Origin of the sequence: Rhodococcus sp. OK611 (assembly GCF_003050885.1) — a bacterium.
Taxonomy (GTDB): domain Bacteria; phylum Actinomycetota; class Actinomycetes; order Mycobacteriales; family Mycobacteriaceae; genus Rhodococcus_G; species Rhodococcus_G oryzae.
In genome coordinates this window covers 86,664-113,580 of the sequence record NZ_QAOZ01000001.1, presented here as the reverse complement: position 1 = coordinate 113,580, position 26,917 = coordinate 86,664, and the positions used below count along the sequence as shown (strand labels likewise).

The 26,917-nt window shown below is 69.4% G+C and carries 1 protein-coding gene; it reads left to right on the top strand.

Annotated elements, in window-relative coordinates:
- The first annotated feature begins 49 nt into the window (after window positions 1-49).
- Entirely contained in the window at window positions 50-26,917 is a 26,868-nt protein-coding gene (locus C8K38_RS00315) for a non-ribosomal peptide synthetase (protein WP_097209715.1), read from the top strand.

Below are 26,917 nucleotides of genomic sequence, written 5' to 3'. Positions count from 1 at the left end.
ACCTGCGCCGAATACACCTTCGAGTTTGTCTACTCGCTTGGGGAGTGCGATGACGACTACACCTTCGCAGGGGCCAGCCCAAGACCCTTACGGGCAGTACACGGCATTTCCGCTGTCGGCAGTCCAACGGAGTATGTGGTTCGCACAGCAACTCAGCCCCACCGTCCCGGAGTTCATCGCGCACTACATCGAACTGCACGGCGACCTGGACCTCGAACTGCTCCGCCGGTCGGTCGATGCCACCGCGCTCGAATTCGAATCCCCGATGCTGAAGATGGTGGACGTCGACGGCGAGCCCTATCAGGTGATCGACCCGAACTGCGACACCTCCACCGGATATATCGACTTCCGTGGGGAACCCGATCCGACCGCCGCCGCCCACGCGTGGATCGAGGGGGAGTACACGACGCCGGTCGACCTGGCCCGTGACCGACTCATCGATACCTCCGTCCTCCAGGTCGGCGACCGAGATTACTTGTGGTACGCGCGAATTCACCATGTGGTCCTCGACGGTTACGGCGGCGCGACGCTGATCAACAGGATCGCGGCGCACTACACGGCGGCGGTCAACGGCACCGAGCCGCCACCGAATCGCGCCCTGCCCGTGCGCGACCTCTACGACCTGGATCAGAAGTACCGCAGTTCCGACCGATTCACCGCGGACCGCAACTACTGGGCGGAACACATCGTCGGCATCGAGTCGGGTTCCACGCTGGCGCAACGGGAGGCAGCCGCGACCGCGCGTGTCTCGCTGGTGAGTGCTCGCCTGTCGGATGCGGGCCTGTCCGCACTCGAGGACTCTGACCACCGGGTCGGAGCGACCTCGGCCGCGGTGATCATCGCGGCCTTCGGCTGCTACCTCGGGCGGATGACGGGCGAGCGCGACCTCCTGATCAACCTGCCCGTGTCCGGCCGGACGACGGCACAGTTGCAGCGATCCGGGGGCATGCTCGCCACCGTCGCGCCGCTGCACATCACGGTGGACGAAACCGACACCGTGACCGAGCTCGTCGGGCGGGTCCAGCTCGAGCTCATGGGGGCACTCCGGCATCAGCGGTGCAGCGTCGAGGACATCCGCCGCGATGCCGGGCTGACCGGCTCCTCGCGTGGGCTCGCGGGCCCGATGGTCAACGTCATGCTCTTCAACCAGGTGGTCACCCTCGGTCCCATCGTCGGCGGCTATCACATCGTCACCTCCGGACCCGTTGAAGACCTGCTGGTCAACATCTACAAGAGCGGTGCCGACGAGCGCACCCTCGTCGACTTCCGTGGCAACCCGAACCGATACGACGACGACGAGCTGCGGACGCACCACGCCCAGTTCGTCGAGCTGCTCGAGGAGTTCCTGGCCGCCACACCGAGCACCCGGCTCGGCGACATCCACGCGACCAGCGCGGAGGCGGGCGTCCGCCAACGCAGGATCAACGAGGACCGCGACTATTGGACCCGCGCACTCGCCCACCTGCCAACGGCCGCGTCGGTTCCCCTCGATCGTCCTCGGCCCGTACGGCAGTCGGGACCGACGGGGCACGTCGACCTCGAGATCGACCGACGCATCCACCGCCGGATGGCCGACCTGGCCTGGCGGTCGGACTCGAGCGTCTTCGCGGTGATGCACACCGCGCTCGCCGTATTGCTCGGCCGGCTCGCGGACACCGACGACGTCGCCCTCGGCACCGTGGTCAACCGCAGGCAGGCGACCGAGCCACCCGACACCACCGACCCGGACAACCCGGTGGTGTTGCGAAATACGGTCTCGGGGGCCTCCACGTTCACCGACCAGCTCGCCGCCGTCCGCGATTCGGACCGGATGGCGCTGCGACACTCCGATCTTCCGTACGAGAAGGTCGTCGAGGAACTGGTCGCCGCTGCGGGTGGACCGATTGAACCGCCCTTCCGGGTCCTGTTCGAATTCGGGAACAAGGGCGACCCCGAATCCGGCCCGGACAGCCTGCGGATCGGGACGGGAGAGGTCGACGTCCGCCTCGTCTTCACCGAACTGACCACCCACGCCGGGGAACCGGCCGGGATCGCGGGCCGCATCCTCTTCCAGACAGACCTGTACGACCGCACCACCATCACCGAGTTCGCGGACCGGATCGACCGGATCCTGCAGAGCGCCACCGCCGACCCCGATCTGCCGGTCGGCGATATCAGACTCCTCGGACCGGCCGAGTTCGATTCGCTCACACCCGTCCTGGGCGCGCCAGGAGTCCCGCCACGGCCACTGCCCGACCTCCTCTCCGCTGCCGCCGCGATCACACCCGGCAACGACGCCATGAGGTTCGAGGGCACCAGCCTGACGTATCGCGAACTCGACGATCGGTCCACCCAGCTGGCACGTCTGCTGATCGATCGCGGGGTCGGCCCGGAATCCGTTGTCGCGCTGTCGATCGCCAGATCGATCGACTCGGTGCTCGCGCTGTGGGCGGTCACCAAGACCGGCGCGGCCTTCGTGCCGATCGACCCCAACTATCCGCAGGACCGCATCGCGCACATGCTCACCGATTCCGGCGCGGTCCTCGGACTCGCCGCAGGCGACGGCGAACGGTCCGACACCACCCCGTGGCTGGATCTGCACGACCCCGAACTGGGTCGCCTGTGGTCCGAGCAGTCGACGGCGCCGATCGCCGATGCGGACCGCACCGGCCCACTGCGGATCGACCATGCGGCATACCTGATCTACACGTCCGGGTCGACCGGCCTGCCCAAGGGTGTCGTCGTCACCCACCGGGCCCTGGCGAACCTGGCCGCCGATGCTCGCGAGCGGTTCGCCGTCACGCCCGAATCGCGGACCCTGCACTTCAGCTCGCCCAGTTTCGACGCGTCGATCATGGAGCTGTTCATGACCGTCTGTGCCGGTGCGACGATGGTCATCGCCCCGTCCACTCTGTACGGCGGTGCCGAACTGGCCGAGTTGCTCAGCCGCGAGCGGGTCACGCACGCGTTCGTCATCCCGGCCGTACTCGCATCGGTCGATCCGGCAGGACTCGACCACATCGAGTGCATCCTCACCGGGGGAGACGTCTGTCCACCGGCACTCGTCGAACAGTGGGGCCGGGGCCGGACGCTGTTGAACGGGTACGGCCCGACCGAGGCCACCATCATCGCGAGCGCCAGCGGGCTGCTGTCACCCGGAGAGCGGGTCGGCATCGGCCGCCCCTTCGTCGGCTTCGGCTTGATGGTGCTCGACTCCCGCCTGAACCCGGTCCCGGTCGGTGTACCCGGCGAGCTGTACATCTGCGGTCCCGGGGTGGCCAGGGGCTACCACCGGCGACCGACGACCACCGCCGAGCGATTCGTCGCGAACCCGCACTCGCGCTCCGGGGCACCGATGTACCGCACCGGTGACCTGGTGCGGTGGACGGATACCGGCGGCGGGATCTCCCTCGAGTATCTGGGGCGCACCGACTTCCAGATCAAGATCAGGGGCTACCGGATCGAGCTCGGGGAGATCGACGCGGTGCTGCGCTCGCACCCGAGCGTCGGTTTCGCGCTGACCACCGGCCACCCGGGCCCCTCGGGCGACACCGTGCTGGTGAGCTACCTCGTGCCCGAACCGGGACAAGAGGTCGACGAACCCGGAGTCCTCGCCCAGGCCGCGGCCGCGCTGCCTGCGCACATGGTGCCCGCCAGCATCACCGTCCTCGACGAGGTGCCCTTGACCCCGGCGGGCAAGGTGGACCGAAAGGCGCTGCCCGCGCCTCGTTTCGACGGGAGCGTCGCCGGATACCGTGCGCCGAGGGGCGAGACCGAGGAGGCGATCGCGGCGGTCCTCGCGGGCGTGCTGCAGCGCGAGCGAATCGGCGTCGACGACAGCTTCTTCGATCTCGGTGGCAACTCACTGGTCGCCACCAAGGTGGTGACCCGGATCAACGCCGCCCTCGGCACCGAGATCGGGGTGCTCGACCTGTTCGAGGCACCGACCGTCGCGAGCCTCGCGGAGCGAATCGGAGCCGGCGGCGTGCGCACGGCGCCGGGACCCGTCCTGCGGGCGGTACCGCGGACCGGTCCGGTGCCGGTATCGCTGGCCCAGCAACGGATGTGGATCGTCAATCAACTCGACACCTCCTCGGCCGCCTACAACATCCCGATCGCCGTGTCCCTGTCGGGCGAGCTGGACGTGGCCGCGCTCCGGATGGGGCTCGTCGATGTCCTCACCCGTCACGAATCGCTGCGCACCGTATTCCCGAACAGCGAGAACGGCCCGGTCCAGGTGGTGCTCCCCGCCGAGAGGGCAATCCCCGATCTCGAGGTGACCGCCACCGGCGAGGCCGAGCTCGACGAGCGCCTGAAGCTGATCGCGACGGCGGGATTCGACGTCGCCGAGGACCTCCCGGTCCGGATCAGGCTGCTCAGCACCGGCCCCACCGAGCACGTCCTTGTCATCGTGGCCCACCACATCGCGGCGGACGGACTGTCGATGCCGCCGCTCGCGCGCGACGTCATGACTGCATACGTCGCCCGTACGGCGGGCCGGGCACCGGAGTGGGCGCCACTCGAGGTCCAGTACTCGGACTTCGCGGTGTGGCAGCGCGAGATCCTCGGCTCCGAACGCGATCCGGAGAGCCGGCTCTCTCGGCAGCTCGACTTCTGGACACACGCACTCGACGGCGCACCGGAGCTGCTCGAACTGCCCACAGATCGACCTCGGCCCGCTCAGCCGACCGTTCGCGGTGGCGTCGTCGACTTCACCATTCCGGCGCACCTGCATCGCGGGCTGCTCGAGATCGCGGGAGCGCGGAACGCCAGCCTGTTCATGGTCTTGCACGCGGCGCTCGCGGTGCTACTGGCGAGGGCGAGCGATTCGACCGATATCTCGATCGGCACCCCGGTCGGCGGTCGCGGCGAGGCGGCGCTCGACGACGTGGTCGGCATGTTCGTCAACACCCTCGTGCTTCGCACGCAGGTGGACGGCGGCGGCACCTTCTCGGACCTGCTCACCCAGACCCGCACCACCGACCTCGAGGCCTTCGGACACACCGACCTCCCGTACGAACTACTGGTGGAGGCGCTGCACCCCAATCGCTCCGCCGCGCATTCGCCGCTGTTCCAGGTGATGCTCGTCCTGCAGGGGCTCGAGGGCACCGAACTCGAACTGCCCGGCCTCGACGTGCGGGTCAGCGATGTGGACACCCAGACCGCGAAGTTCGACCTCCAGGTGATCCTCACCGAGAACTGGGAGGACGCGGACTCACCCGATCGCGACGGTCAGCGCGAACCAGGGCCGATCACCGCCCAGTTCTCCTATGCCCGTGACCTGTTCGACCCCGCCTCGATGTCCGGGCTGGCCGAGCGGTTCGTCCGCATCCTCGAGGCGGTGACCGCCGACGCCGACGCTACGGTCGGCGACATCGCATTGCTCGGTGCCGACGAGCGGGAGCGGGTGCTGGAGGGATGGAACAACACCGCCGCCCTGGTCCCCGACACCACGCTCGTCGGGCTCCTCGACGACCAGGCGGCGCGCACGCCGGATGCGGTCGCCCTCGTGGTCGACTCCGAACAACTCACCTACGCGGAGTTCGACGCGCGGGTCAACCAGCTGGCCAGGGAGCTGATCTCCCGGGGTGTCGGGCCCGAATCGCGCGTGGCCGTTGCCATCCGGCGCTCCACCGAGCTCGTGATCGGCATCCACGCGATCGTCAAGGCAGGCGGTGCGTACGTTCCGCTCGACCCCGACCACCCCGCGGCCCGAACCGAGTACGTGCTCGACAGCTCCGCACCCGTGTGCGTGCTCAGCACCACGGCCGACCAGGCCGAACTGCGCAGCACCGTCGAGATACTGCAGATCGATTCGATGGACCTGTCCAGGCACTCGACTGCTCCGATCACCGACGCCGACCGGACCGCACCGCTGCGACCCGACAACACCGCCTACGTCATCTACACCTCCGGCTCCACCGGCCGGCCGAAGGGTGTCGCGGTCTCCCACCGGGCCATCGTCAACCGCCTGATCTGGATGCAGGAGACGTACGGTCTGGATCCGACCGATGCGGTCCTGCAGAAGACCCCGGCGACGTTCGACGTGTCCGTGTGGGAGTTCTTCTGGCCGTTGCAGACCGGCGCCAGGCTGGTCGTCGCGGCACCCGACGGACATCGTGACCCCGGCTATCTCTCTCGCATCGTCGAGGCCGAGCAGGTCACCACCATGCACTTCGTGCCCTCGATGCTGGCCGCATTCACCTCGGAGGCCGACCCCGCGCGGTGCGGCTCGCTGCGCCGGGTGTTCTGCAGCGGCGAGGCGCTGCCGCCCGCCACCGCCGATGCCTTCCGCCGGTTCAACGGTGCGGACCTGCACAATCTCTACGGCCCCACGGAGGCCGCGGTCGACGTGACCTCGTGGGAGTGCAGCGAATACGACCGTGTCACCGTGCCGATCGGCGCACCGGTGTGGAACACCGGCGTGTACGTCCTCGACTCGCGTCTGCACCCGGTTCCGCTCGGGATCCCCGGCGAGCTCTACCTCGTCGGTAGCCAGCTGGCCCGCGGCTATGTGGGCCGCAGCGGGCTCACCGCGGACCGATTCGTGCCCAGTCCCTTCGGCGCCCCCGGCGAGAGGATGTACCGGACCGGTGATGTGGTCCGGTGGCGGCGCAACTGGGAGGCCGTCGGATCGCTGGAGTACATCGGTCGATCCGATTTCCAGGTCAAACTCCGCGGGCTGCGAATCGAACTCGGCGAGGTCGAGTCGGCCATGTTCGTCGACCCCGCGGTGGCGCAGGCCGTGGTTGTCGTGCACGAGAGCCCCATCACCGGGGAGAGCCTGGTCGGCTACGTGATCGCGGAAACCGGCTCCGAGGTGGACACGACCGAACTGCGGGAGTCCCTGGGGAAGATACTGCCCGGCTACATGGTGCCCGCGCAGATCATGGTGCTCGACGAGTTCCCGCTCGGCGCGACCGGCAAGCTCGATCGAAAGGCCCTGCCCGCACCCGATTTCCTGGTCTCCGGCGCGGAATACCTGGCACCGCGCAACCCGATCGAGGAGATCCTCGCGACGATCACCGCGGACCTCCTCGGCAGGCCGCGGATTGGGGTGCTCGACAACTTCTTCGATCTGGGTGGGAATTCGCTGATCGCCACCAGGCTCGTCGCGCGCGCCAACTCGGCGCTCGGGTCGCAGCTCGGGGTGCGTGAGGTCTTCGACTCCCTCACGGTGGCGGGCATGGCGGCCCGCATCGAATCCCAGGCCTCCCACGAGAGCGGCAGGCCCGAACTGGTCGCGGGGGCACGCCCCGCCCCGGTGCCGGTTTCGCTGGCCCAGAAGCGAATGTGGTTCATCAACCAGTTCGACACCGATTCGCCTGCCTACAACGTGGCGATGGCGGTGCGGCTGACCGGACGGCTCGACGAGGACGCGTTGCGGGCGGCCGTGACGGACGTACTCGAGCGGCACGAATCGCTGCGCACACTCTTCCCGTCCGTGGACGGCGAACCGACCCAGGTCATCGTGTCGACCTCCGAGGCTTTGCCGGATCTTCCCACCGAGGAGGTGCTCGCGGCGGAGCTCGACACCCGGATCGCCGCGCTGGCAGGCTCCGGTTTCGATGTGACGGCCGCGGTTCCGTTGCGCGCAGGGTTGTTCCGCACCGGCCCCGATGAGCACGTGCTTTCCCTCGTCGTGCACCACATCTGCGCGGACGGATTCTCGCTTGCCCCCCTCGCGCGGGACCTGATGGTCGCGTACACCGCCCGCTCCGACGGGCACGGCCCGCAGTGGGCGCCGCTTCCCGTCCAGTACGCCGACTTCACACTGTGGCAGCACCGGGTTCTCGGTGACTTCACGGATCCGGGCAGCCTGCTCTCGATTCAGCTCGACCACTGGCGACAGGAGCTCGACGGCATGCCGGAGCTGCTGGCGCTGCCGACCGATCGCCCGCGGCCACAGGTCCCGTCGATGCGCGGCGCCGTGCAGGAATTCGCCGTCGACCAGCAGGTTCACCAGCAGTTGGTGCGGCTGGCCCGCGAACACAGTTCCAGCGTGTTCATGGCCGTGCATGCGGCACTCGCGGTGTTGCTCGCGCGCTCGTGCGACACCGACGACGTGCCCATCGGTACCCCCATCGCGGGCCGCGGCGAGGCCGCCCTCGACGACATGGTCGGCATGTTCGTCAACACCCTGGTACTGCGGAGCAGGGTGGGGAGCGACACCAGCTTCGCCGACCTGCTGGCGCGGACCCGCGAGACGGACCTGCGTGCCTTCCATCACGCGGACCTCCCGTTCGAGCGTCTGGTCGACGCCCTGTCTCTGGAGCGTTCGACCTCCTACACCCCGCTTTTCCAGGTGGTGTTCGAGTTCCGTAACAACGACCGGGCGCGGCTGGAGCTGCCGGGTCTGACGGTCGAGGGCATCGATCTGGGCACCGAGATCTCCAACTTCGACCTCCAGCTCACCTGCACCGAGGAGTTCGACGAGACAGGGGCACCCGCGGGCATCTCCGCCGGGTTCACTTACGCGACCGACCTTTTCGACCCCGCCACCGTCGCCGGGTTCGGTCGGCGACTGGTGGCGATCCTCGCCGCGGTCACCGCCGATCCCACCGTCGCGATCGGAGACATCGATCTGCTCGATGCCGCCGAACTCAGCGCGCTGGCTCCCGCACGCGGTCCGGAGTCCGTGCCCGCGCGCACCCTTCCCGAGATCCTCGCCGCCCCGCTCGCGCTCGCGCCCGACTCGCTCGCACTGGTCACCGAGGATCACGAGCTGACCTACCGCGAGATCGACGAGCGGGCGAACCGGCTGGCCCGCATCCTGATCGCGGAGGGTGTCGGTCCGGGCTCCGTGGTGGCGATCGCGATACCCAGGTCGGTCGAGTCGGTGCTGTCGGTGTGGGCCGTGGCGAAGACGGGTGCCGCCTTTGTCCCCGTCGACCCGGACTATCCGGCGGAACGGATCGAGCACATGCTCGCCGACTCCGGCGCGACCGTGTGCCTCACGGTCACCGAATACGGCCGGCGGCTACCCACGCTCGCCCGATACCTCGAACTCGATGCGCCGGACATGCAGGCGGGACTGGCCGCCGCAGCGGCCGCAGCGGTGACCGATGCCGACCGGATCGCCCCGCTGACCCTCGACCACCCGGCGTACGTGATCTACACATCGGGGTCCACCGGCACGCCGAAGGGTGTCGTCGTCCCGCACCGAGGGCTGGCCAATCTCGCGGCCTCGATGCGAGACCGGTTCACCATCACCCCGCCGTCGCGAACGCTGCATCTCGCCTCGCCCAGTTTCGACGCATCGGTCCTCGAGTTGGTGATGGCGTTCGGCGCGGGCGCGACGATGGTCATCGCCCGACCGGGCGTCTACGGCGGAACCGAACTCGCCGACCTGCTCCGCAGCGATCGGGTCTCACACGCCTTCGTCACCCCCGCCGCACTGGAATCGGTGGATCCGCACCAGCTGGACGACCTGGAGTGCGTGGTGACCGGCGCCGACACCTGCCCACCGGACCTCGTCGGTAAGTGGGTCACGGCCAGGAGGCGGATGTTCAACGGCTACGGCCCGACCGAGGCGACGGTCGTGGCGACCGTGAGCCCGCCGATGAGCCCCGGCGACCCCGTGGTCATCGGGCGGCCGATCCGGGGCTGCGGCCTGCTGGTCCTCGATTCGAGGCTGCGAGCGGTGCCGCTCGGGGTCCCGGGCGAGCTGTACATCAGCGGGCCCTCGCTCGCGCACGGCTACCGCAATCGCGCGGGCACCACCTCCGACCGGTTCGTGGCCAACCCGTTCGGCGGACCGGGGGAGCGGATGTACCGGACCGGGGACCTGGTCCGGTGGGTTCGCGCCGTCGGCGACACGACGGGGGTCGACGGGACCGTGCCGGTGGGCGACCTCGAGTACCTGGGCCGCACCGACTTCCAGGTCAAGATCCGCGGGTTCCGGATCGAGCTCGGCGAGATCGAGGCGGCGCTGGCCAGCTACGAGGGCGTCTCCAGCGCGGTCGCGACCGCGCACTCGAACGGCTCCGGCCCCGGCCGGCTGGTCGGCTACGTGGTCCCCGAGCCGGGGGTGGAACTCGACGAGGCCTCGATCCTCTCGTTCGTCAGCGGCATCCTGGCGCCCTACATGGTGCCCGTCGCGCTGATCGTGCTCGACGGCCTGCCGCTCACCCCGGTCGGCAAGCTCGATCGGAAGGCGTTGCCGAAGCCGGACTTCGGTGCCCTTGCCACGCCCGGCCGGGCGCCGGACTCCGAACTCGAGGCCGTCCTGGCGACGTTGTTCGCCGACGTGCTCGGTCTGGATGCGGTGGGCGTGGACGACTCGTTCTTCGCGCTCGGCGGCGACAGCATCATGTCGATCCAGCTCGTGTCGCGAGCCAAGGCCGCCGGTGTGGTGCTGACCCCGCGAGACGTGTTCGAAGCCAAGACTGTCTCGAAGCTGGCCCTGGTCGCAGGGCTCGGCGAGACCTCGGCGGCCGTCACCCTCGAGGAACTGGCAGGCGGCGGCGTCGGCGAGATGCCCCTGACCCCGATCGTGGCCTGGCTGCTCGAACGCGGCGGCAACTTCGGCCGGCTCACCCAGTCCGCTCTGCTCGTCGCCCCCGAGGACCTCACCGACACAGGGGAACTCGGCCGCGTGCTCCAGACCGTGCTCGATCGACACGACATGTTGCGGGCCAGGTTGCACACGAACCGGGCAGCCGGTCCGGACACGCGTGCGGACGCGAGGATGGAGGTGGCCGAGCCGGGGTCGGTCGACGCCGCCGACCTCATCCGCCGGATCGAGGTGGCCGCGACACCCGAGGATCCCGAATTCGACGCCGAGGTGGTCGCGCAGTTCGAGGCGGCCGAGCAGCGACTGGACCCGGCCGCGGGCGTCATGATGCAGGTCGTGTGGCTCGATTCCGGCGCGGGCGTCGGCCGAATCCTGATGGTGGTCCACCACGCCGTGATCGACGGGGTGTCGTGGCGCGTGTTGGTGCCGGACCTGGCGTCGGCATGGGCGCAGATCCGCGCGGGCCAGGATCCGGAGCTGGACCCAGTGGGAACCTCGATGCGGCGCTGGGCGCACGCCCTCGTACAGGAAAGCGAGAACAGGACCGACGAGCTGGTCCGCTGGCGCGAGATGCTGTCCGGGACCGACCCGGTGATCGGTTCGCGCGCACTGGATCCCGCGGTCGACACGAACCAGACCGTGCAGAAGATCAACGTCGAACTGTCGACCGAGGTCACGGACGCGGTACTCACCCGGATTCCCGAGGCATTCCACGGCAGCGTCAACGACGGACTGCTCACCGCGCTGGCGATGGCCGTGTCCCGGTGGCGTCGCGACCGCGGAGTGCATGCGACCGCGACGGTGGTCAACCTCGAAGGGCACGGCCGCGAGGATCAGGTGGTCCCCGGCGCCGACCTGTCACGCACCGTGGGCTGGTTCACCACGGTCTTCCCCATGCGGCTCGAGCTGTCCGACATCGATCTCGACGACGCCTTCGCAGGCGGCCGCGACGCCGGTGCCGCGGTGAAGGCTGTCAAGGAACAACTGCTCGCGGTCCCCGACCACGGCATCGGCTTCGGCATGCTGCGGTACCTGAGCGAGCATGCGCTCGAACTGGGAGAGCTGCCGACGCCACAGATCAGCTTCAACTACCTCGGACGCCTGACCGCGGGCGGCACCGACGACGGGCCGAGCATCGGGTGGAGCCCGGTCGCGGACACCGATCTGGACCTGGTCGGCACCGTCGACATGCCACCGTCAGCGGTCCTGGACATCAACGCGGTCACCACCGAGACCCCCGACGGCCCTCGCCTGCGGTCCACCTGGGCATTCCCCGGCGAGGTCCTCACCGCCGCGGAGGCGATCGACCTCGCGGACCTGTGGGCCGAGGCGCTGACCGCGCTGACGCGGCACGCCGCCACCCCAACCGCGGGCGGGCTCACCCCGTCGGACCTCGACCTGGTGGACCTCGAGCAGGGCACCATCGAACGGCTCGAGGACCGCTACCCCGACCTCGCCGACATCTGGTCGCTGTCGCCGCTGCAGACCGGACTGCTCTTCCACGCGCTGCTTGCCGAGCAGTCGGTCGATCAGTACACCGTGCAACTCGCGCTGGATGTTCGGGGCGCGGACCCCGAGCGAATCTGGCGGGCGGGCCAGGCCCTGATCGACCGGCACCCGAACCTGCGCACGTCCTTCATCGCCGACATCGACGGTGTGACCGTGCAGGTGCAGCACCGGCACGTGCAGCTGCCGTGGACCGAGCTCGACCTGACGACGCTCGACGACGGGGATCGTGAGGCCGAGGTCGCACGCGTCCTGGACGAGGACAGGCACCACGGATTCGACATGGAATCGCCGCCGCTGCTGCGATTCCTGCTCATCCGGACCGGCCCGGACACCCACCGACTGGTGATGACGAACCATCACATCCTGCTCGACGGCTGGTCTGCGCCGCTGATGCTGCGGGAATTGCTGGCCCTGTACGCGACCGACGGCGACGCGACGGCGCTGCCGCGGGCCAACGCCTACCGGGACTACCTGAAGTGGTTGTCCCAGCGCGACTCCGAGAAGTCGATGGACGTGTGGATGCAGGCCCTCGCCGGAGTCGATGAACCCACGCTCGTCGCACCGCTGGACCGCGCCAGGCTGCAGTGGGACAGCGCGCTCTCGGTTCTCGTCGAGATGGGGGTCGAACGGACGCAGCGCCTGCGGGCCGTGGCCCGCGAGCGCGGTCTGACCCTGAACACGCTCATCCGTGCCGCGTGGGGCATCATCATCGCCGAGCTGACCGGCCGCGACGACGTGGTCTTCGGCAGCACCGTCTCCGGGCGACCCCCGCAGATCCCCGGCATCGAGTCGATGATCGGCCTGTTCATCAACACGCTGCCCGTCCGGATCACCCTCGACCCGTTCGAGAACCTCGGCGAGCTGCTGAACCGAATCCAGGACGAGCAGACCGCCCTGCTCGATCACCACTACCTCGGACTCAGCGACATCCAGGACGCGGCGGGGCCCGCGGCCACCTTCGACACGTTGACCGTCTTCGAGTCGTACCCGTTCGACCGGGCGGCGCTGACCGCCGACGTCGACATCGCCGGGCTGCGCGTGCTCGGGATCCCCGAGATCAACGATGCCGCCCACTATCCGCTGGCCCTGGTCGCCTCCGCGGAGGAGCAGTTGCGGCTCAAGGTCGAGTACTTCCCGGATCTGTTCGAGCGCGCGGACGCGGAGACCATCGCCGCGCGCACCGCGCGGGTGCTGGACGCCTTCGCCGACACCCCGGACCTTCCACTGTCCCGGCTGCGGCTGCTCTCGCCCGAGGAGGAAATCGAACTGCTCCCGGTCGACGGCGGCGCGATCGTGAGCGCGCGGACGCTGCCCGAGCTGTTCACGGACGGAGCGGGGATCGACCCCACCGCGGTGGCGCTGACGATGGCCCGCCGCGAGATGTCCTATCGCGAGCTCGACGAGCGGTCGAATCAGATCGCCAGGAGTCTGCTCGCGCGGGGCCTCGGGCCGGGTTCGGTTGTCGCCCTCGCGATCAGGCGTTCCATCGAATCGGTCATGTCGGTCTGGGCGATCACCAAGACGGGAGCAACCTTCGTCCCGGTGGACCCGAACTACCCGTCCGATCGGATCGAGCACATGCTCTCCGACTCGGGCGCGACCTTCGGACTGACCGTCGCCGAGTACCGCGACCGCCTACCCGGGACCGCAGCATGGTCGGTCATCGACGATCCGGAGGCCTCGGCCGAGTTCGACGGCAGGTCGGCGGCCGCGGTCACCGACGCCGACCGCCCGCGCCCCCTGCGGGTCGACGACATCGCGTACGTGATCTACACGTCCGGCTCGACGGGGCTCCCGAAGGGCGTGGTGGTCTCGCACCGGTCGTTCGAGAAGCTCGTCGCCGTGCAGCACGATCTGTTCGCCCCGAACTCGGCATCACGCACCCTGCATTTCGCCAGTCCCAGCTTCGACGCGTCGGTCTTCGAGTACCTGCTCGCCGCGGGCGCGGGAGCGACGCTGGTGATCGTGCCGCCCACGGTGTACGGCGGGATCGAACTGGCCCGGCTGCTCAAGCAGGAACGGGTGACCCACGGCTTCATCATCAGCTCGGCGCTCTCGGGGATGGACCCCGCCGGTCTCGACGACTTCCAGGATGTCCTGTTCGGCGGCGAGGCCGCGCCACCGGAGCTGGTGCCGCGCTGGGCTCCAGGGCGCCGACTGTGGAACGCGTACGGCCCCACCGAGGGCACGATCGTGACGAACTTCAGCGATCCGGTGTCGGTGGACGAACCGGTCACCATCGGCGGACCGCTGCGCGGGATCCAGGAGATCCTGCTGGACGCCTTCCTGCGTCCCGTCCCGATCGGGGTGCCCGGCGAGCTGTACATCGCAGGGCACAACGTGGCGCTCGGCTATCACCGTCGCACCGGCCTCACCGCCGGTCGATTCGTGGCGAATCCGTTCGGCGGCCCCGGCGAACGGATGTACCGCACCGGCGACGTCGTTCGGTGGCGGCGCTCCCCGGAATCCGGCCGACTCGTGATCGAGTACATCGGACGCAGCGACTTCCAGGTGAAGGTCCGCGGGTTCCGCATCGAGCTCGGCGACATCGACAGCGCCCTCGGCGAGCACGAGGGCATCGACTTCTCCGTGACCATCGGGCACGGATCGGCGAGCAACGCCGTCCTGGCCTCGTACGTGCTGCCGGCAGCCGGACACCGGATCGAGCCGGCCGAGGTCCGCGAGTTCCTCTCGACCCGGCTGCCCTCGCACATGGTGCCCTCGAGCGTGATGATCCTCGACGACATCCCGCTGACCCCCGTCGGCAAGCTGGACCGCGCCGCGTTGCCCGCGCCGGAGTTCGCCGCCACCACCGAGTTCCGGGCGCCGACCACTGCCCTCGAACGCACCATCACCGATGTCTTCGCCGCCGTCCTCGGCCTCGACCGCGTCGGCCTCGACGACAGCTTCTTCGACCTCGGCGGCAACTCGCTGAGCGCGACCCGCGTCACCGCGCGGCTGTCGTCCGCACTCGAGGTCGACCTCAGCGTCCGCGCCCTGTTCGAGGCGCCCACCGCAGGCACCCTCGCACAGCGTGTCGCACTGTCCGACGGTGAGCACCGGCGCCCGTCGCTCGAGGCGACCGACCGGCCCGAACGACTGCCGCTGTCGTTGGCGCAGCAGCGGATGTGGTTCCTCAACCAGTTCGACACCGAGTCCGCCGCGTACAACATCCCGCTCGCCGTACGCCTGACCGGGCACCTCGACACCGACGCGCTGCGCAGCGCCGTCGCCGACGTCGTCGACCGGCACGAATCGCTGCGCACCCTGTTCCCCATGGTCGACGGTCAGCCCACCCAGGTGATCGTGCCCGCGGCAGCCGCGGTACCGGACCTCACCGCGATCGACACCACCGAGTCCGAACTGCCGCAGCGCATCTCCGACCTGATCTCGGGCGGATTCGATGTCACCGACGCGGTGCCCGTGCGCGCGGCCCTGCTGCGCATCGGCTCAGACGAGCACGTGCTGGTGCTCGTCGTCCACCACATCAGCGCCGACGGTTTCTCGATGTCCCCGCTGGCCCGGGACGTGATGGCCGCCTACACCGCGCGGGTGTCTGGTGCCATGGCACCGTGGTCCCCGCTGCCGGTCCAATACGCCGACTACGCGCTGTGGCAACACCGCGTCCTCGGCTCCGAGGACGATCCCGAGTCCCTGCTCGCGCGCCAGCTCGACCACTGGACGGAAGTCCTCTCGGGGTTGCCGGAGGTGATCGCGCTGCCCACCGACCGACCGCGGCCGGTCTACCAGAGCTTCCACGGCGAACGATTCGACTTCACCGTGCCGCCAAGGGTGCACCGCGCCCTCGTCGACCTGGCACGGCAACACAACTCGACGATGTTCATGGCCGGCCACGCCGCGCTGTCGCTGCTGCTCGCGAAGCTCTCCGGAACCACCGACGTCGCCGTCGGCACCCCGATCGCGGGACGCGGCGAGGCGGCGCTCGACGATCTGGTCGGCATGTTCGTCAACACCCTGGTGCTGCGCAACGAGGTGGATCCACGGGCATCGTTCGGGGAGCTCCTCGACAACGTGCGCGAGGTGGACGTCGCCGCGTTCGCGCATGCGGACCTGCCGTTCGAGCGACTCGTCGAGGCACTCGCCCCCGAACGGTCCACCGCACACTCGCCGTTGTTCCAGGTACTGCTCGAGTTCCAGAACAACGAGCCGCCCCACCTGGAGCTGCCCGGACTGACCGCGGACGGAATCGATCCCGACCTGGCCGTCGCCAAGTTCGACCTGCAGCTGACACTCGCCGAGCGGTACGGGGAGGACGGGCGCCCGGCCGGGATCTCGGCGATGTTCACCTACGCCGACGATCTGTTCGACCCAGGCACCGTGCACGGCTTCGCCCGGCGACTGTGCGACCTCCTCGAATCGGTCACCACGGATCCCGACCGCGCGGTCGGGGACATCGAGATCACCGACCCGGCCGAGCGCGACGCGATGGCCTCGCTCTGGAACGTCGCGGGCGTGCCTGCACCGACGGGCACCCTGGTGGACCGGTTCGCGAGCACGGTCGCCCGGCAGCCGGCAGCGGTCGCCGTGTCCTGCGACGGTGAAACCCTGACCTACGCGCAACTCGACGACCGGGCCAACCGGCTCGCCCGGGTCCTGATCGGCAGGGGCGCCGGACCCGAATCCCTCGTCGCGGTCGCGCTGCCGCGCACCAACGACCTGATCGTGGCGCTGCTGGCCGTCGTCAAGTCCGGTGCCGGCTATCTGCCCGTCGACGTGACGTACCCGGCCGACCGGCTGATCTTCATGCTCGAGGACGCGGATCCGATCTGCATGATCTCCACCGGTGCCGACCTCGAACGCCTGCCTGACACCGACGTGCCCGTCGTGGTGCTGGATTCGGACGAGTTGACCACCCGACTCGCCACGGAATCGGGCGCGCCCGTCACCGACACCGATCGGCTGGCCCCGCTCGACCCGGCGGACACCGCCTACGTGATCTACACCTCCGGGTCGACCGGGCAGCCGAAGGGCGTCGTCGTCTCGCACCGCAACGTGCTCACCCTCTTCGCGAACACCGAAGAGAAGTTCGGGTTCGACGAGTCCGATGTGTGGACGATGTTCCACTCCTACGCATTCGACTTCTCGGTCTGGGAGCTGTGGGGCCCACTCCTGTACGGCGGCACCCTGGTGGTCGTCGACTACTACACCGCCCGCTCGCCGGAGATGTTCCTCGAACTCTTGCGGCGCGAGCGGGTGACGGTGCTCAATCAGACGCCGACCGCGTTCTACCAGCTGGCCGAGGCCGACCGGCTGGCCACGGGTGACTCACCGGCTTTGGCCCTGCGTTACGTGATCTTCGGTGGTGAGGCGCTCGATCTCGGTCAGCTCGGCCGCTGGTACGCCAGGCATGGCGAGACTGCGCCTGCGCTGGTCAACATGTACGGCATCACCGAGACCACCGTGCACGTCAGTCACCTCCCACTCGACCGCGCCTACGCCGCCGAGGCGTCCGCGTCCGTCATCGGCCGGGCGATCCCCGGTTTGCGGGTGTCGGTGCTCGATCAACGACTGCATCCGGTCCCGCCAGGGGTGACGGGGGAGATGTACGTCGCGGGAGATCAGGTCTCGCGTGGCTACCTCGGCCGGGCGGCGCTGACCTCCGCGCGGTTCGTCGCGGATCCCATGGGTGCCGCCGGTGCACGGATGTACCGAACCGGTGATGTGGCCCGCTGGAATCGGGATGGTCAACTGGAGTACCTGGGCCGCAGCGACTTCCAGGTGAAGGTCCGCGGGTTCCGGATCGAGCTGGGCGAGATCGAGGCGGTCCTGCTGCGGTTCCCTGGCGTCGCGCAGGCCGTGTCCCTCGTGAGCGAGGACCCGCGGGGCAACCGGTTGATCGCCTACGTGGTCCCGGAGCCGGGGTTACGCCCGGACGAGAACGAGGTGCTCGAGTTCGCGGGCACTCAACTCGCCTCGCACATGGTGCCCGCGGCGGTGCTGGTCATCGACGAACTCCCGCTGACCGCGAACGGCAAACTGGACAGAAAGGCACTGCCGGAACCGGATTTCGCGACGCGGGTCCATGCCGGCCGCGCGCCGAGCACCGAGACCGAGACCGTGTTGGCGACCCTGTACGCCGAGGTGCTCGGTCTGGATTCGGTGGGCGTGGAGGATTCGTTCTTCGCGCTCGGCGGCGACTCCATCATGTCGATCCAGCTCGTGTCCCGGGCCAAGGCTGCCGGTGTCGCGATCTCGCCGCGGGAGGTCTTCGAACACAAGACGGTCGCCGCGCTCGCCGTCGTGGCCGAATCGGCCGAGGTCGGGGACGCGATCGTGCTCGACGAGCTCGCGGGCGGGGGCGTCGGCGAGCTGCCGTTGACCCCGATCATGCACTGGCTGACCGATCGGGCCGGGGCCGCTGGGGACATCAACCGCTACACCCAGACGGCACTGCTCACGCTGCCGCCAGGGGCGGACGCGGACACCGTCGAGCGCACGCTGCAGGCAGTGCTCGACCACCACGACATGTTGCGGTCCAGGCTGATCCAGCGCGATCCCGACCGCGAACCGGCGATGACGGTCGCCGAACAGGGGTCGGTGCCCGCCGCGTCGGTACTGCGTAGGGTCGCGGTCGCAGGTGTGGAGGGCCCCGAGTTCTCCGCGATCGCGGCGGCCGAACTCGACGCGGCGGCGGACCGACTCGACCCGTGGACAGGCACGATGCTGCAGGTGGTCTGGTTCGATCCCTCGGACTGCGGCGAACCCGATGCCCCGGGCCGACTGCTGATGGTCGTGCATCACGCGGTGATCGACGGGGTGTCGTGGCGCGTGCTGGTGCCGGACCTGGCGTCGGCGTGGGCACAGATCCGCGCGGGTCAGGATCCCGTCCTGGCCCCGGTGGGGACCTCGATGCGCCGCTGGACGCACGCCCTGGCCGAGGCGAGCGCGACCAGGTCCGGGGAGATGGACCTGTGGCGGCGGATGCTGGCCGGTCCGGATCCGGTGATCGGTTCGCGTGCACTGGATCCGGCGGTCGACACCAACGAGACCGTGCAGAAGATCACCGTCGAACTCCCGAGCGAGGTCACGGAGTCGCTGCTGACGCGGCTTCCGGAGGTATTCCACGGCAGCGTCAACGACAGCCTGCTCACGGCGCTTGCGATGGCCGTGTCCCGGTGGCGCTCCGCCCGCGGCGAAGAGGTGTCGGCGACGGTGGTCAATCTGGAGGGCCACGGCCGCGAGGATCACGTGATCGCGGGCGCCGATCTGTCGCGGACAGTGGGCTGGTTCACCACGATCTTCCCGGTCCGGCTCGATCTGTCCGACATCGATCTCGACGACGCCTTCGCGGGCGGGCCGGACGCGGGCACCGCGGTCAAGGTCGTGAAGGAACGGTTGCTCTCGATACCCGATCACGGCATCGGCTTCGGGATGCTCCGATACCTGAGCGAACACCGGAACGAATTGCGCGAACTGCCTGCGCCGCAGATCAGCTTCAACTACCTCGGCCGGATGACGGACGGAGCCGGGACGCTGGACCCCGGCACCGGCTGGACCCCGGTCACCGACACCGGCCTCGACGACGCCCCGAGCAAGCAGATGCCGGTCGCGTCGGTCCTGGACATCAACGCGCTGACCCTCGGATCCCCGGACGGGCCGCGGCTGCGCGCAACCTGGTCGTTCCCGACGCGGGTCCTGCGCGCCCTCGAGGTCCGCGAGCTGGCGGACCTGTGGGCCGAGGCGCTGACCGCGCTGGCCCGGCACGCCGCGGCGCCGACCGCGGGCGGGCTCACACCGTCGGACCTCGCCCTGGTGGATCTCGAGCAGGACACCATCGAGCGACTCGAGGGCCGGTTCCCCGGCCTCGCCGACGTCTGGTCGCTGTCCCCGTTGCAGTCCGGCCTGCTCTTCCACGCGCAGATGTCGGACGCGTCGGTCGATCCGTATCTCGTCCAACTCACCATCACCCTGCGGGGCACGGTCGACCCGGACCGCATCCGCAGGGCCGGTCAGGCACTGCTCGATCGGCACCCGAACCTGCGGGCGGCGTTCGTCGCCGAACAGGGCGGTGTCGCCGTCCAGGTCATCGCGGATCACGTCGAGCTGCCGTGGCGTGAGATCGATCTCGCCGAGACGGCATCCGAGGACCGCGAGGACGCCCATGCCGCGGTCGTGGCGGCCGACCGGGCAGCGAGGTTCGACATGTCGTCCGCGCCGCTCCTGCGCCTGATGCTCGTGAAGTTCGACGAGGACGAGTACCGGTTGACGCTGACGAACCACCACATCCTGATCGACGGCTGGTCGACACCGATCGTCATCCGGGACCTGCTGACCCTGTACGCGACCGACGGGGACGCCTCGGCACTTCCGCCCGTGCACCCCTACCGCGACTACCTGGTCTGGATGTCCCGGCGTGACATCGGTCAGTCGACAGAGGCGTGGCGGCAGGCACTCTCGGACGTCGAGGAACCGACCGTGCTGGCGCCCGCGAACGACGGTCGTCCGCATTCGGGCAGCCAGGAGTTCGGGCTGACGCTGTCCGAAGCGGAGACCAGCCTGCTGCGACTGTTGGCGGGCGAGCGCGGCCTCACCCTCAACACGATGCTCCAGGCCGCATGGGGAATCGTGCTCGGCGCGCTGACCGGCCGCGACGACGTGGTGTTCGGCAGCACCGTCTCGGGCAGGCCGCCGGGGATCGCCGGCATCGAGTCGATGGTCGGCCTGTTCATCAACACCCTTCCTGTCCGGGTCATCCTCGATCCGTACGAGAGCCTCGGCGGATTGCTCGACCGGGTCCAGCACGAGCAGGTCGCGCTGCTCGACCACCACTACCTCGGGCTGGCGGACATCCAGAAGGTCGCCGCACCCGCCGCCGCGTTCGACACCCTCACCGTGTTCGAGTCATACCCGATCGATCGCGCCGGCCTGACCGAACAGACCGACATCGCGGGCATGCGCATCGCGGGCTTCGACGGACGGGATTCGGCTCATTACCCGCTGGCCATCGTCGCCTCCGGTGAGGAGAACCTGCACCTGAAGCTCGAGTACCTCGCCACGGCCTTCGACGTCGCCGCCGTGGAGTCCATCGCGGCCCGGGTACGGCGGGTACTGGTCGCGATGGCCACCCACCCCGACCTCCAGCTCGCGCGGATGGACCTGCTGTCGGCGGACGAGCGCGTCGCCCTTGTCCCCGTGCACGGCAGGCCGGGTGTCTCGGCCAGGACGCTCCCGGAGTTGTTCGAGGACGCGGCGGCCGCGAGTCCGGAGGCCACCGCGCTGGTCCACGAGGGACGCCACGTCAGCTATCTCGAGCTCGACATGCGTTCGACGCAGTTGGCGCGCCTGCTGATCGCGAGGGGCGCGGGTCCGGAAACCTATGTTGCTCTTGGCATCCCTCGATCCATCGAATCGGTGCTCGCGGTGTGGGCGGTGGCCAAGACCGGCGCGGCGTTCGTGCCCGTCGACCCCAACTACCCGCAGGACCGGATCGAGCACATGCTCACCGACTCCGGCGCGACCCTCGGACTCGCCATGACCGCGGATCGCGCGCGGCTGCCCGACTCCGTGCCGTGGCTGCTCCTCGACGGGCCCGACTGCACCGCCGAACGGGCGGCCCAGTCCACCCGTCGGGTGGTCGACGCGGACCGGGTCTCGCCGATCGGCATGAACAACGCCGTCTATGTCGTCTACACCTCGGGTTCGACCGGAACACCCAAGGGCGTGGTGATCACCCACGTCGGCCTGGAGAACTTCGCCACCGACCAGCGCGAACGGTTCAACACGACGCCGATGTCGCGGACCCTGCACTTCTCGACGCCGAGCTTCGACGGCGCCGTCTTCGAATACCTGCAGGCGTTCGGGCTGGGTTCGACGATGGTGATCGCACCGCAGTCCGTGTACGGCGGAGCCGAACTCGCGCACCTGATCAAGGTCGAGGGGGTCACCCATGCCTTCGTGACGACCGCCGCGCTGGCGACGGTGGACCCGGGGGGACTCGTCGAATTCCAGCACGTGGCCTTCGGCGGTGAGGCCTGCCCGCCGGAGCTGGTCACGCGGTGGGCGCCGGGACGCAAGCTGACCAACGCGTACGGCCCGACCGAGACCACGATCATGGCCAACATCAGCGACCCGATGACGGTGGGGGAGCCCATCACGCTCGGCGGCCCGATCCGCGGGGTGTCCGAGGTCGTACTGGACGGGTACCTGCGGCCGGTTCCCGCCGGCGTCCCCGGCGAGTTGTACATCGCGGGTGTCGGACTGGCGCGCGGATACCACCGGAGGGGCGCGCTGACCGCGGACCGCTTCGTGGCGAATCCGTACGGGCAACCGGGAGATCGGATGTACCGCACCGGGGACATCGTCCGCTGGCGGGTGGAACCCGGGTCCGGCGAACGCACGGTCGAGTACATCGGGCGCAGCGATTTCCAGCTGAAGGTGCGCGGCTTCCGGATCGAGCTCGGCGAGATCGACTCCGAGATCATGGCGTACCCAGGAGTGAGCTTCGCGGTGACCGTCGGCGTGCCTGGTCCGTCCGGCGACACCGTGCTGGCCAGCTACGTGGTGCCGATGGCGGACGTACCGGTGCGGGTACCGGCGTTGAGCGATCACCTGGCGGGCCGGCTGCCGTCCCACATGGTGCCGTCGAGCATCGTCCTGATCGACGAGATCCCACTGACCCATGTCGGCAAGCTCGATCGGTCGGCGCTGCCGGAGCCCGAGTTCCTCGGCACCGCCACCGAGTACCGCGAACCGAGCACACCGCTCGAACGCACCATCGCCGAGGTGTTCGCCGCGGTCCTCGGTGTCGATCGGATCGGCCTCGACGACAGCTTCTTCGACCTCGGCGGGAACTCGCTCATCGCCACCCGCGTCACGGCACGACTCGGGACCGCGCTCGGTGCCAAGATCGGCGTCCGTGCACTCTTCGAGTCGCCGACGATCACCGCGCTGGCCGCCCTGCTCGCGCCCGAGCGCACCGGCACCGATGCGCGGCCTCCGCTCACCGCGATCGAGCGCCCGCCGGTGATCCCGGTGTCACTGGCCCAGAAGCGGATGTGGTTCCTGAACCAGTTCGACACCGCCTCGCCCGCATACAACATCCCGCTGGCGGTCAAGCTGTCCGGTCGCCTCGACACCGAGGCGCTCGGCGCCGCGATCCGGGACGTGCTCGACCGACACGAGTCGCTGCGCACGATGTTCCCCGTCCACGACGGCGAGCCCACACAACTCGTGGTGCCCACCGACCAGGTCCTGCCCGCACTGACGACGATCTCCGTCACCGACGCCGAACTGAACTCGCGCATCATCGAACTCGCGGGCGCAGGCTTCGACGTCACCGCCGCGGTACCGGTGCGGGCCGCGTTGCTCCGGCTGGGCGAGCTCGAACACGTTCTGACCATCGTGGTGCACCACATCTGCGCCGATGGTTCCTCCCTCGGTCCGCTCGCCAGGGACGTGATGGTCGCCTACAACGCCCGGGTCAACGGCTCGGCCCCGGGATGGGACCCGCTGCCGGTGCAGTACGCCGACTACACCCTTTGGCAGCACCGGATGCTCGGCGCCGAGGACGATCCGGGGTCACTCATCACCGCGCAACTCGAGTACTGGAACCAGAACCTCGCGGACCTGCCGGACGTGATCGCGCTGCCGACCGACCGCCCGCGTCCGCTGCAGCAGACCTTCCGCGGCGACCGCATCGAGTTCGCGATCGACGCCGGGCTGCACGCCCGCATCGGCGACCTGGCGCGGGCGAACAACTCGACCGTCTTCATGGTGATGCACGCGGCACTCGCGGTCCTACTGGCCCGGCTCGGCGACACCGACGACGTCGCCATCGGTACCCCGATCGCCGGCAGGGGCGAGGCCGAACTCGACGAGATGATCGGCATGTTCGTCAACACCCTCGTGCTGCGCACCCACGTCGACCCCGACGCCGACTTCCTCGAGCTGCTCGAATCGGCCCGTGAGACGGACCTCGCGGCGTTCGCACACGCCGACCTCCCGTTCGAGCGGATCGTCGAGGCGCTGAACCCGGCCCGATCCACGTCCTACCAGCCCCTCTTCCAGGTCGCGCTGGAGTTCCAGAACACCGAACGGCCGCACCTGGCACTTCCGGGCCTCGAGGTCGACGGCGTCGACCTCGACATCCGGGTGGCGAAGGAGGACCTGGAGCTGATCCTCGCCGAGAACGTCGCGGCGGACGGCACGCCCGCGGGTGTTCGTGGCGGTATCGACTACGCGACAGACCTGTTCGACCCCGAGTCCGTGCACGCCTTCGCGGATCGTTTCGTCCGGGTTCTCGATGCGGTGACCGCCGACCCGCACCGGGCGATCGGCAACATCGGCATCCTCGGCGAGGTCGAGATGTCCGATATGGCACCGGCGCTCGGACCCGAGGGTGGTGCGCCGCAGCTGTGGCCGGACATCCTGTCCGCCGCCGCGGCCGCGGCACCCGAGTCGCTCGCGTTGTCCTTCGAGGATGAGCACCTGACCTATCGTGAGCTCGACGAGCGGTCGAACCGGTTGGCCCGGGTGCTGCGAGGGTCCGGGGTCGGCCCGGAGACCTTCGTCGCGCTCGGCCTGCCCCGCTCGATCGAGGAGATCGTGTCGATCTGGGCGGTGGCGAAGGCAGGCGCCGCGTTCGTACCCGTGGATCCGACCTATCCGCCGGAACGAATCGAGTACATGCTGGTGGATTCCCGCGCCGTCGTCGGGCTGACCGTCGCATCGCGGCGCGGGCAGCTCCCCGACACGATTCCGTGGCTCGTGATGGACGCCCCCGACTTCCTCGCGTCCATGTCCGCGTCGTCGCCGGCCCCGGTCATCGATGCGGACCGGATCGTCCCCCTGCACCTCGCCCACCCGGCCTACCTGATCTACACCTCCGGATCCACCGGTCTGCCCAAGGGCGTCATCGTCACGCATCAGGGCATCGCGAACCTGACCGCGGAGGAGAACAGCCGGTTCGGCGTCACCGAGCGGTCGAGGGTCTCGCACCTGGCGTCCCCGAGCTTCGACGCCTCCGTGTTCGAGCTGATGATGGCGTTCGGCACGTCCGCGGGCGTGGTGATCGTGCCGCCCACCGTGTACGGCGGCCCCGATCTCGAGGACCTGCTCCGGCGCGAGCACGTCACCCACGCCTTCATCACCCCGACCGCCCTGGCGTCGATGGAGGACCGGGATCTGTCGGAGCTGGAGGTCCTCGCGGTCGCCGGGGAGGCGTGCCCGCCGGACTTGGTGGACGTCTGGGCGCGGGGGCGCCGGATGTTCAACGGCTACGGGCCGACCGAGACCACCATCCAAGCCAGCGTCAGCGACCCGATGGAGAGTGGGGTGCCGGTCAACATCGGCAACCCGGCCATCGGTTTCGGCGAGGTCGTGCTCGACGCCCACCTGCAGCCGGTCCCGGTCGGGGTGCCCGGCGAGATGTACATCCTCGGTCTCGGGCTGGCCCGCGGTTATCACAACCGGATCGGGTTGACCTCCGAACGCTTCGTGGCGAGCCCGTTCGGTGATCCGGGGCAGCGGATGTACCGCACCGGGGACATCGTCCGCTGGCAACGCGACCCCCGCACCGGAGATCACACCATCGAGTACATCGGCCGCAGCGACTTCCAGGTGAAGGTGCACGGCTTCCGCATCGAACTCGGCGAGATCGACACCGTGCTGACGCACCACCCCGACATCGCGTTCTCGGCCACCATCGGTCAGACCGGGCCGTCCGGGGACACACTGCTGGCGTCTTACGTGCACCCGGTCGAGGGTCGCACGCTGGTGCCCGCCCAGGTCAGGTCCTTCGCCTCGGGCCGCCTGCCCGCCCACATGGTGCCGTCGGCCGTCGTGGTCCTCGACACGATACCGATGACGCCCGTCGGCAAGCTCGATCGAAAGGCATTGCCGACACCCGAGTTCGGTGCTCGCGCCGACGAATACCGCGCGCCGGTCACACCGAGCGAACTGGCGATCACCGAGGCCTACGCCGAGGTGCTCGGCGTCGAACGCGTCGGTGTCGACGACAGCTTCTTCGACCTCGGAGGCACCTCGATCGTGGCCACCCGGGTCGTCACCGAGCTCCGCGCGCGGTTCGGGGACCGGATCCAACTGCAGTCGATCTTCCTCGATCCGACCCCGGCCGGGCTCGCGCACCGCCTCGACGAGGAGTCGGCGCAGTCGGCCGCCGATGAGGCTCTGCAGGTGGTGATCCCGCTGCGGCCGAGCGGTACCAAGCCCGCCCTGTTCTGCGTGCACCCCGGCATCGGTCTGAGTTGGGGTTACGCCGGGCTGGTCCAGCACCTCGCCCAGGACCGCCCCGCGTTCGGCCTGCAGCTGCCGCTCATCAGCGGGGGGCCGCGCTTCGAGTCGATCGAGCAGCTGGCGCACCGGTACGTGCAGGAGATGCGCGCGGTCCAGGGCCACGGCCCGTACCACCTGCTCGGCTGGTCCCTCGGCGGCGTGATCGCGCACGCCATGGCCGTGGAGCTTCGGCGGGACGGCGACGAGGTGGCGACGCTCGCCATCATGGACAGCTATGTCACCGCCGACGGGATCCCGCAGGTGCTGACAGTCGAGGAGCTGTTGCAGGGCCTCGGGCTCGACCTCCGCACCCCCGACGGCGAGGAGCTGACCTACGCGCGGGCGGTCGAGCTGCTCGACGAGTCCCTCGGACAGCGCACCGGCCTCACCGCCGCGCATCTCGAGCGGATCAGCGCCGGCTTCACCAATTCGGCGCAGATCATGGACCGATTCCGTCCCGCGGTCTTCGACGGCGACCTGCTCTTCTTCAGCGCGGCAGGCGGTTCCGGGAACGGAGAACATTCCCCCGAGGAGTGGCGTCCGGCGGTCACCGGCGGAATCCGCGAGGTCCAAGTGGACTGCGGCCACAACCAGATGATCGAACCCGAGTCGTTGGCCGTGGTCGGTCCCGCGCTCGAGAAGTACCTCTCCTCACATTGA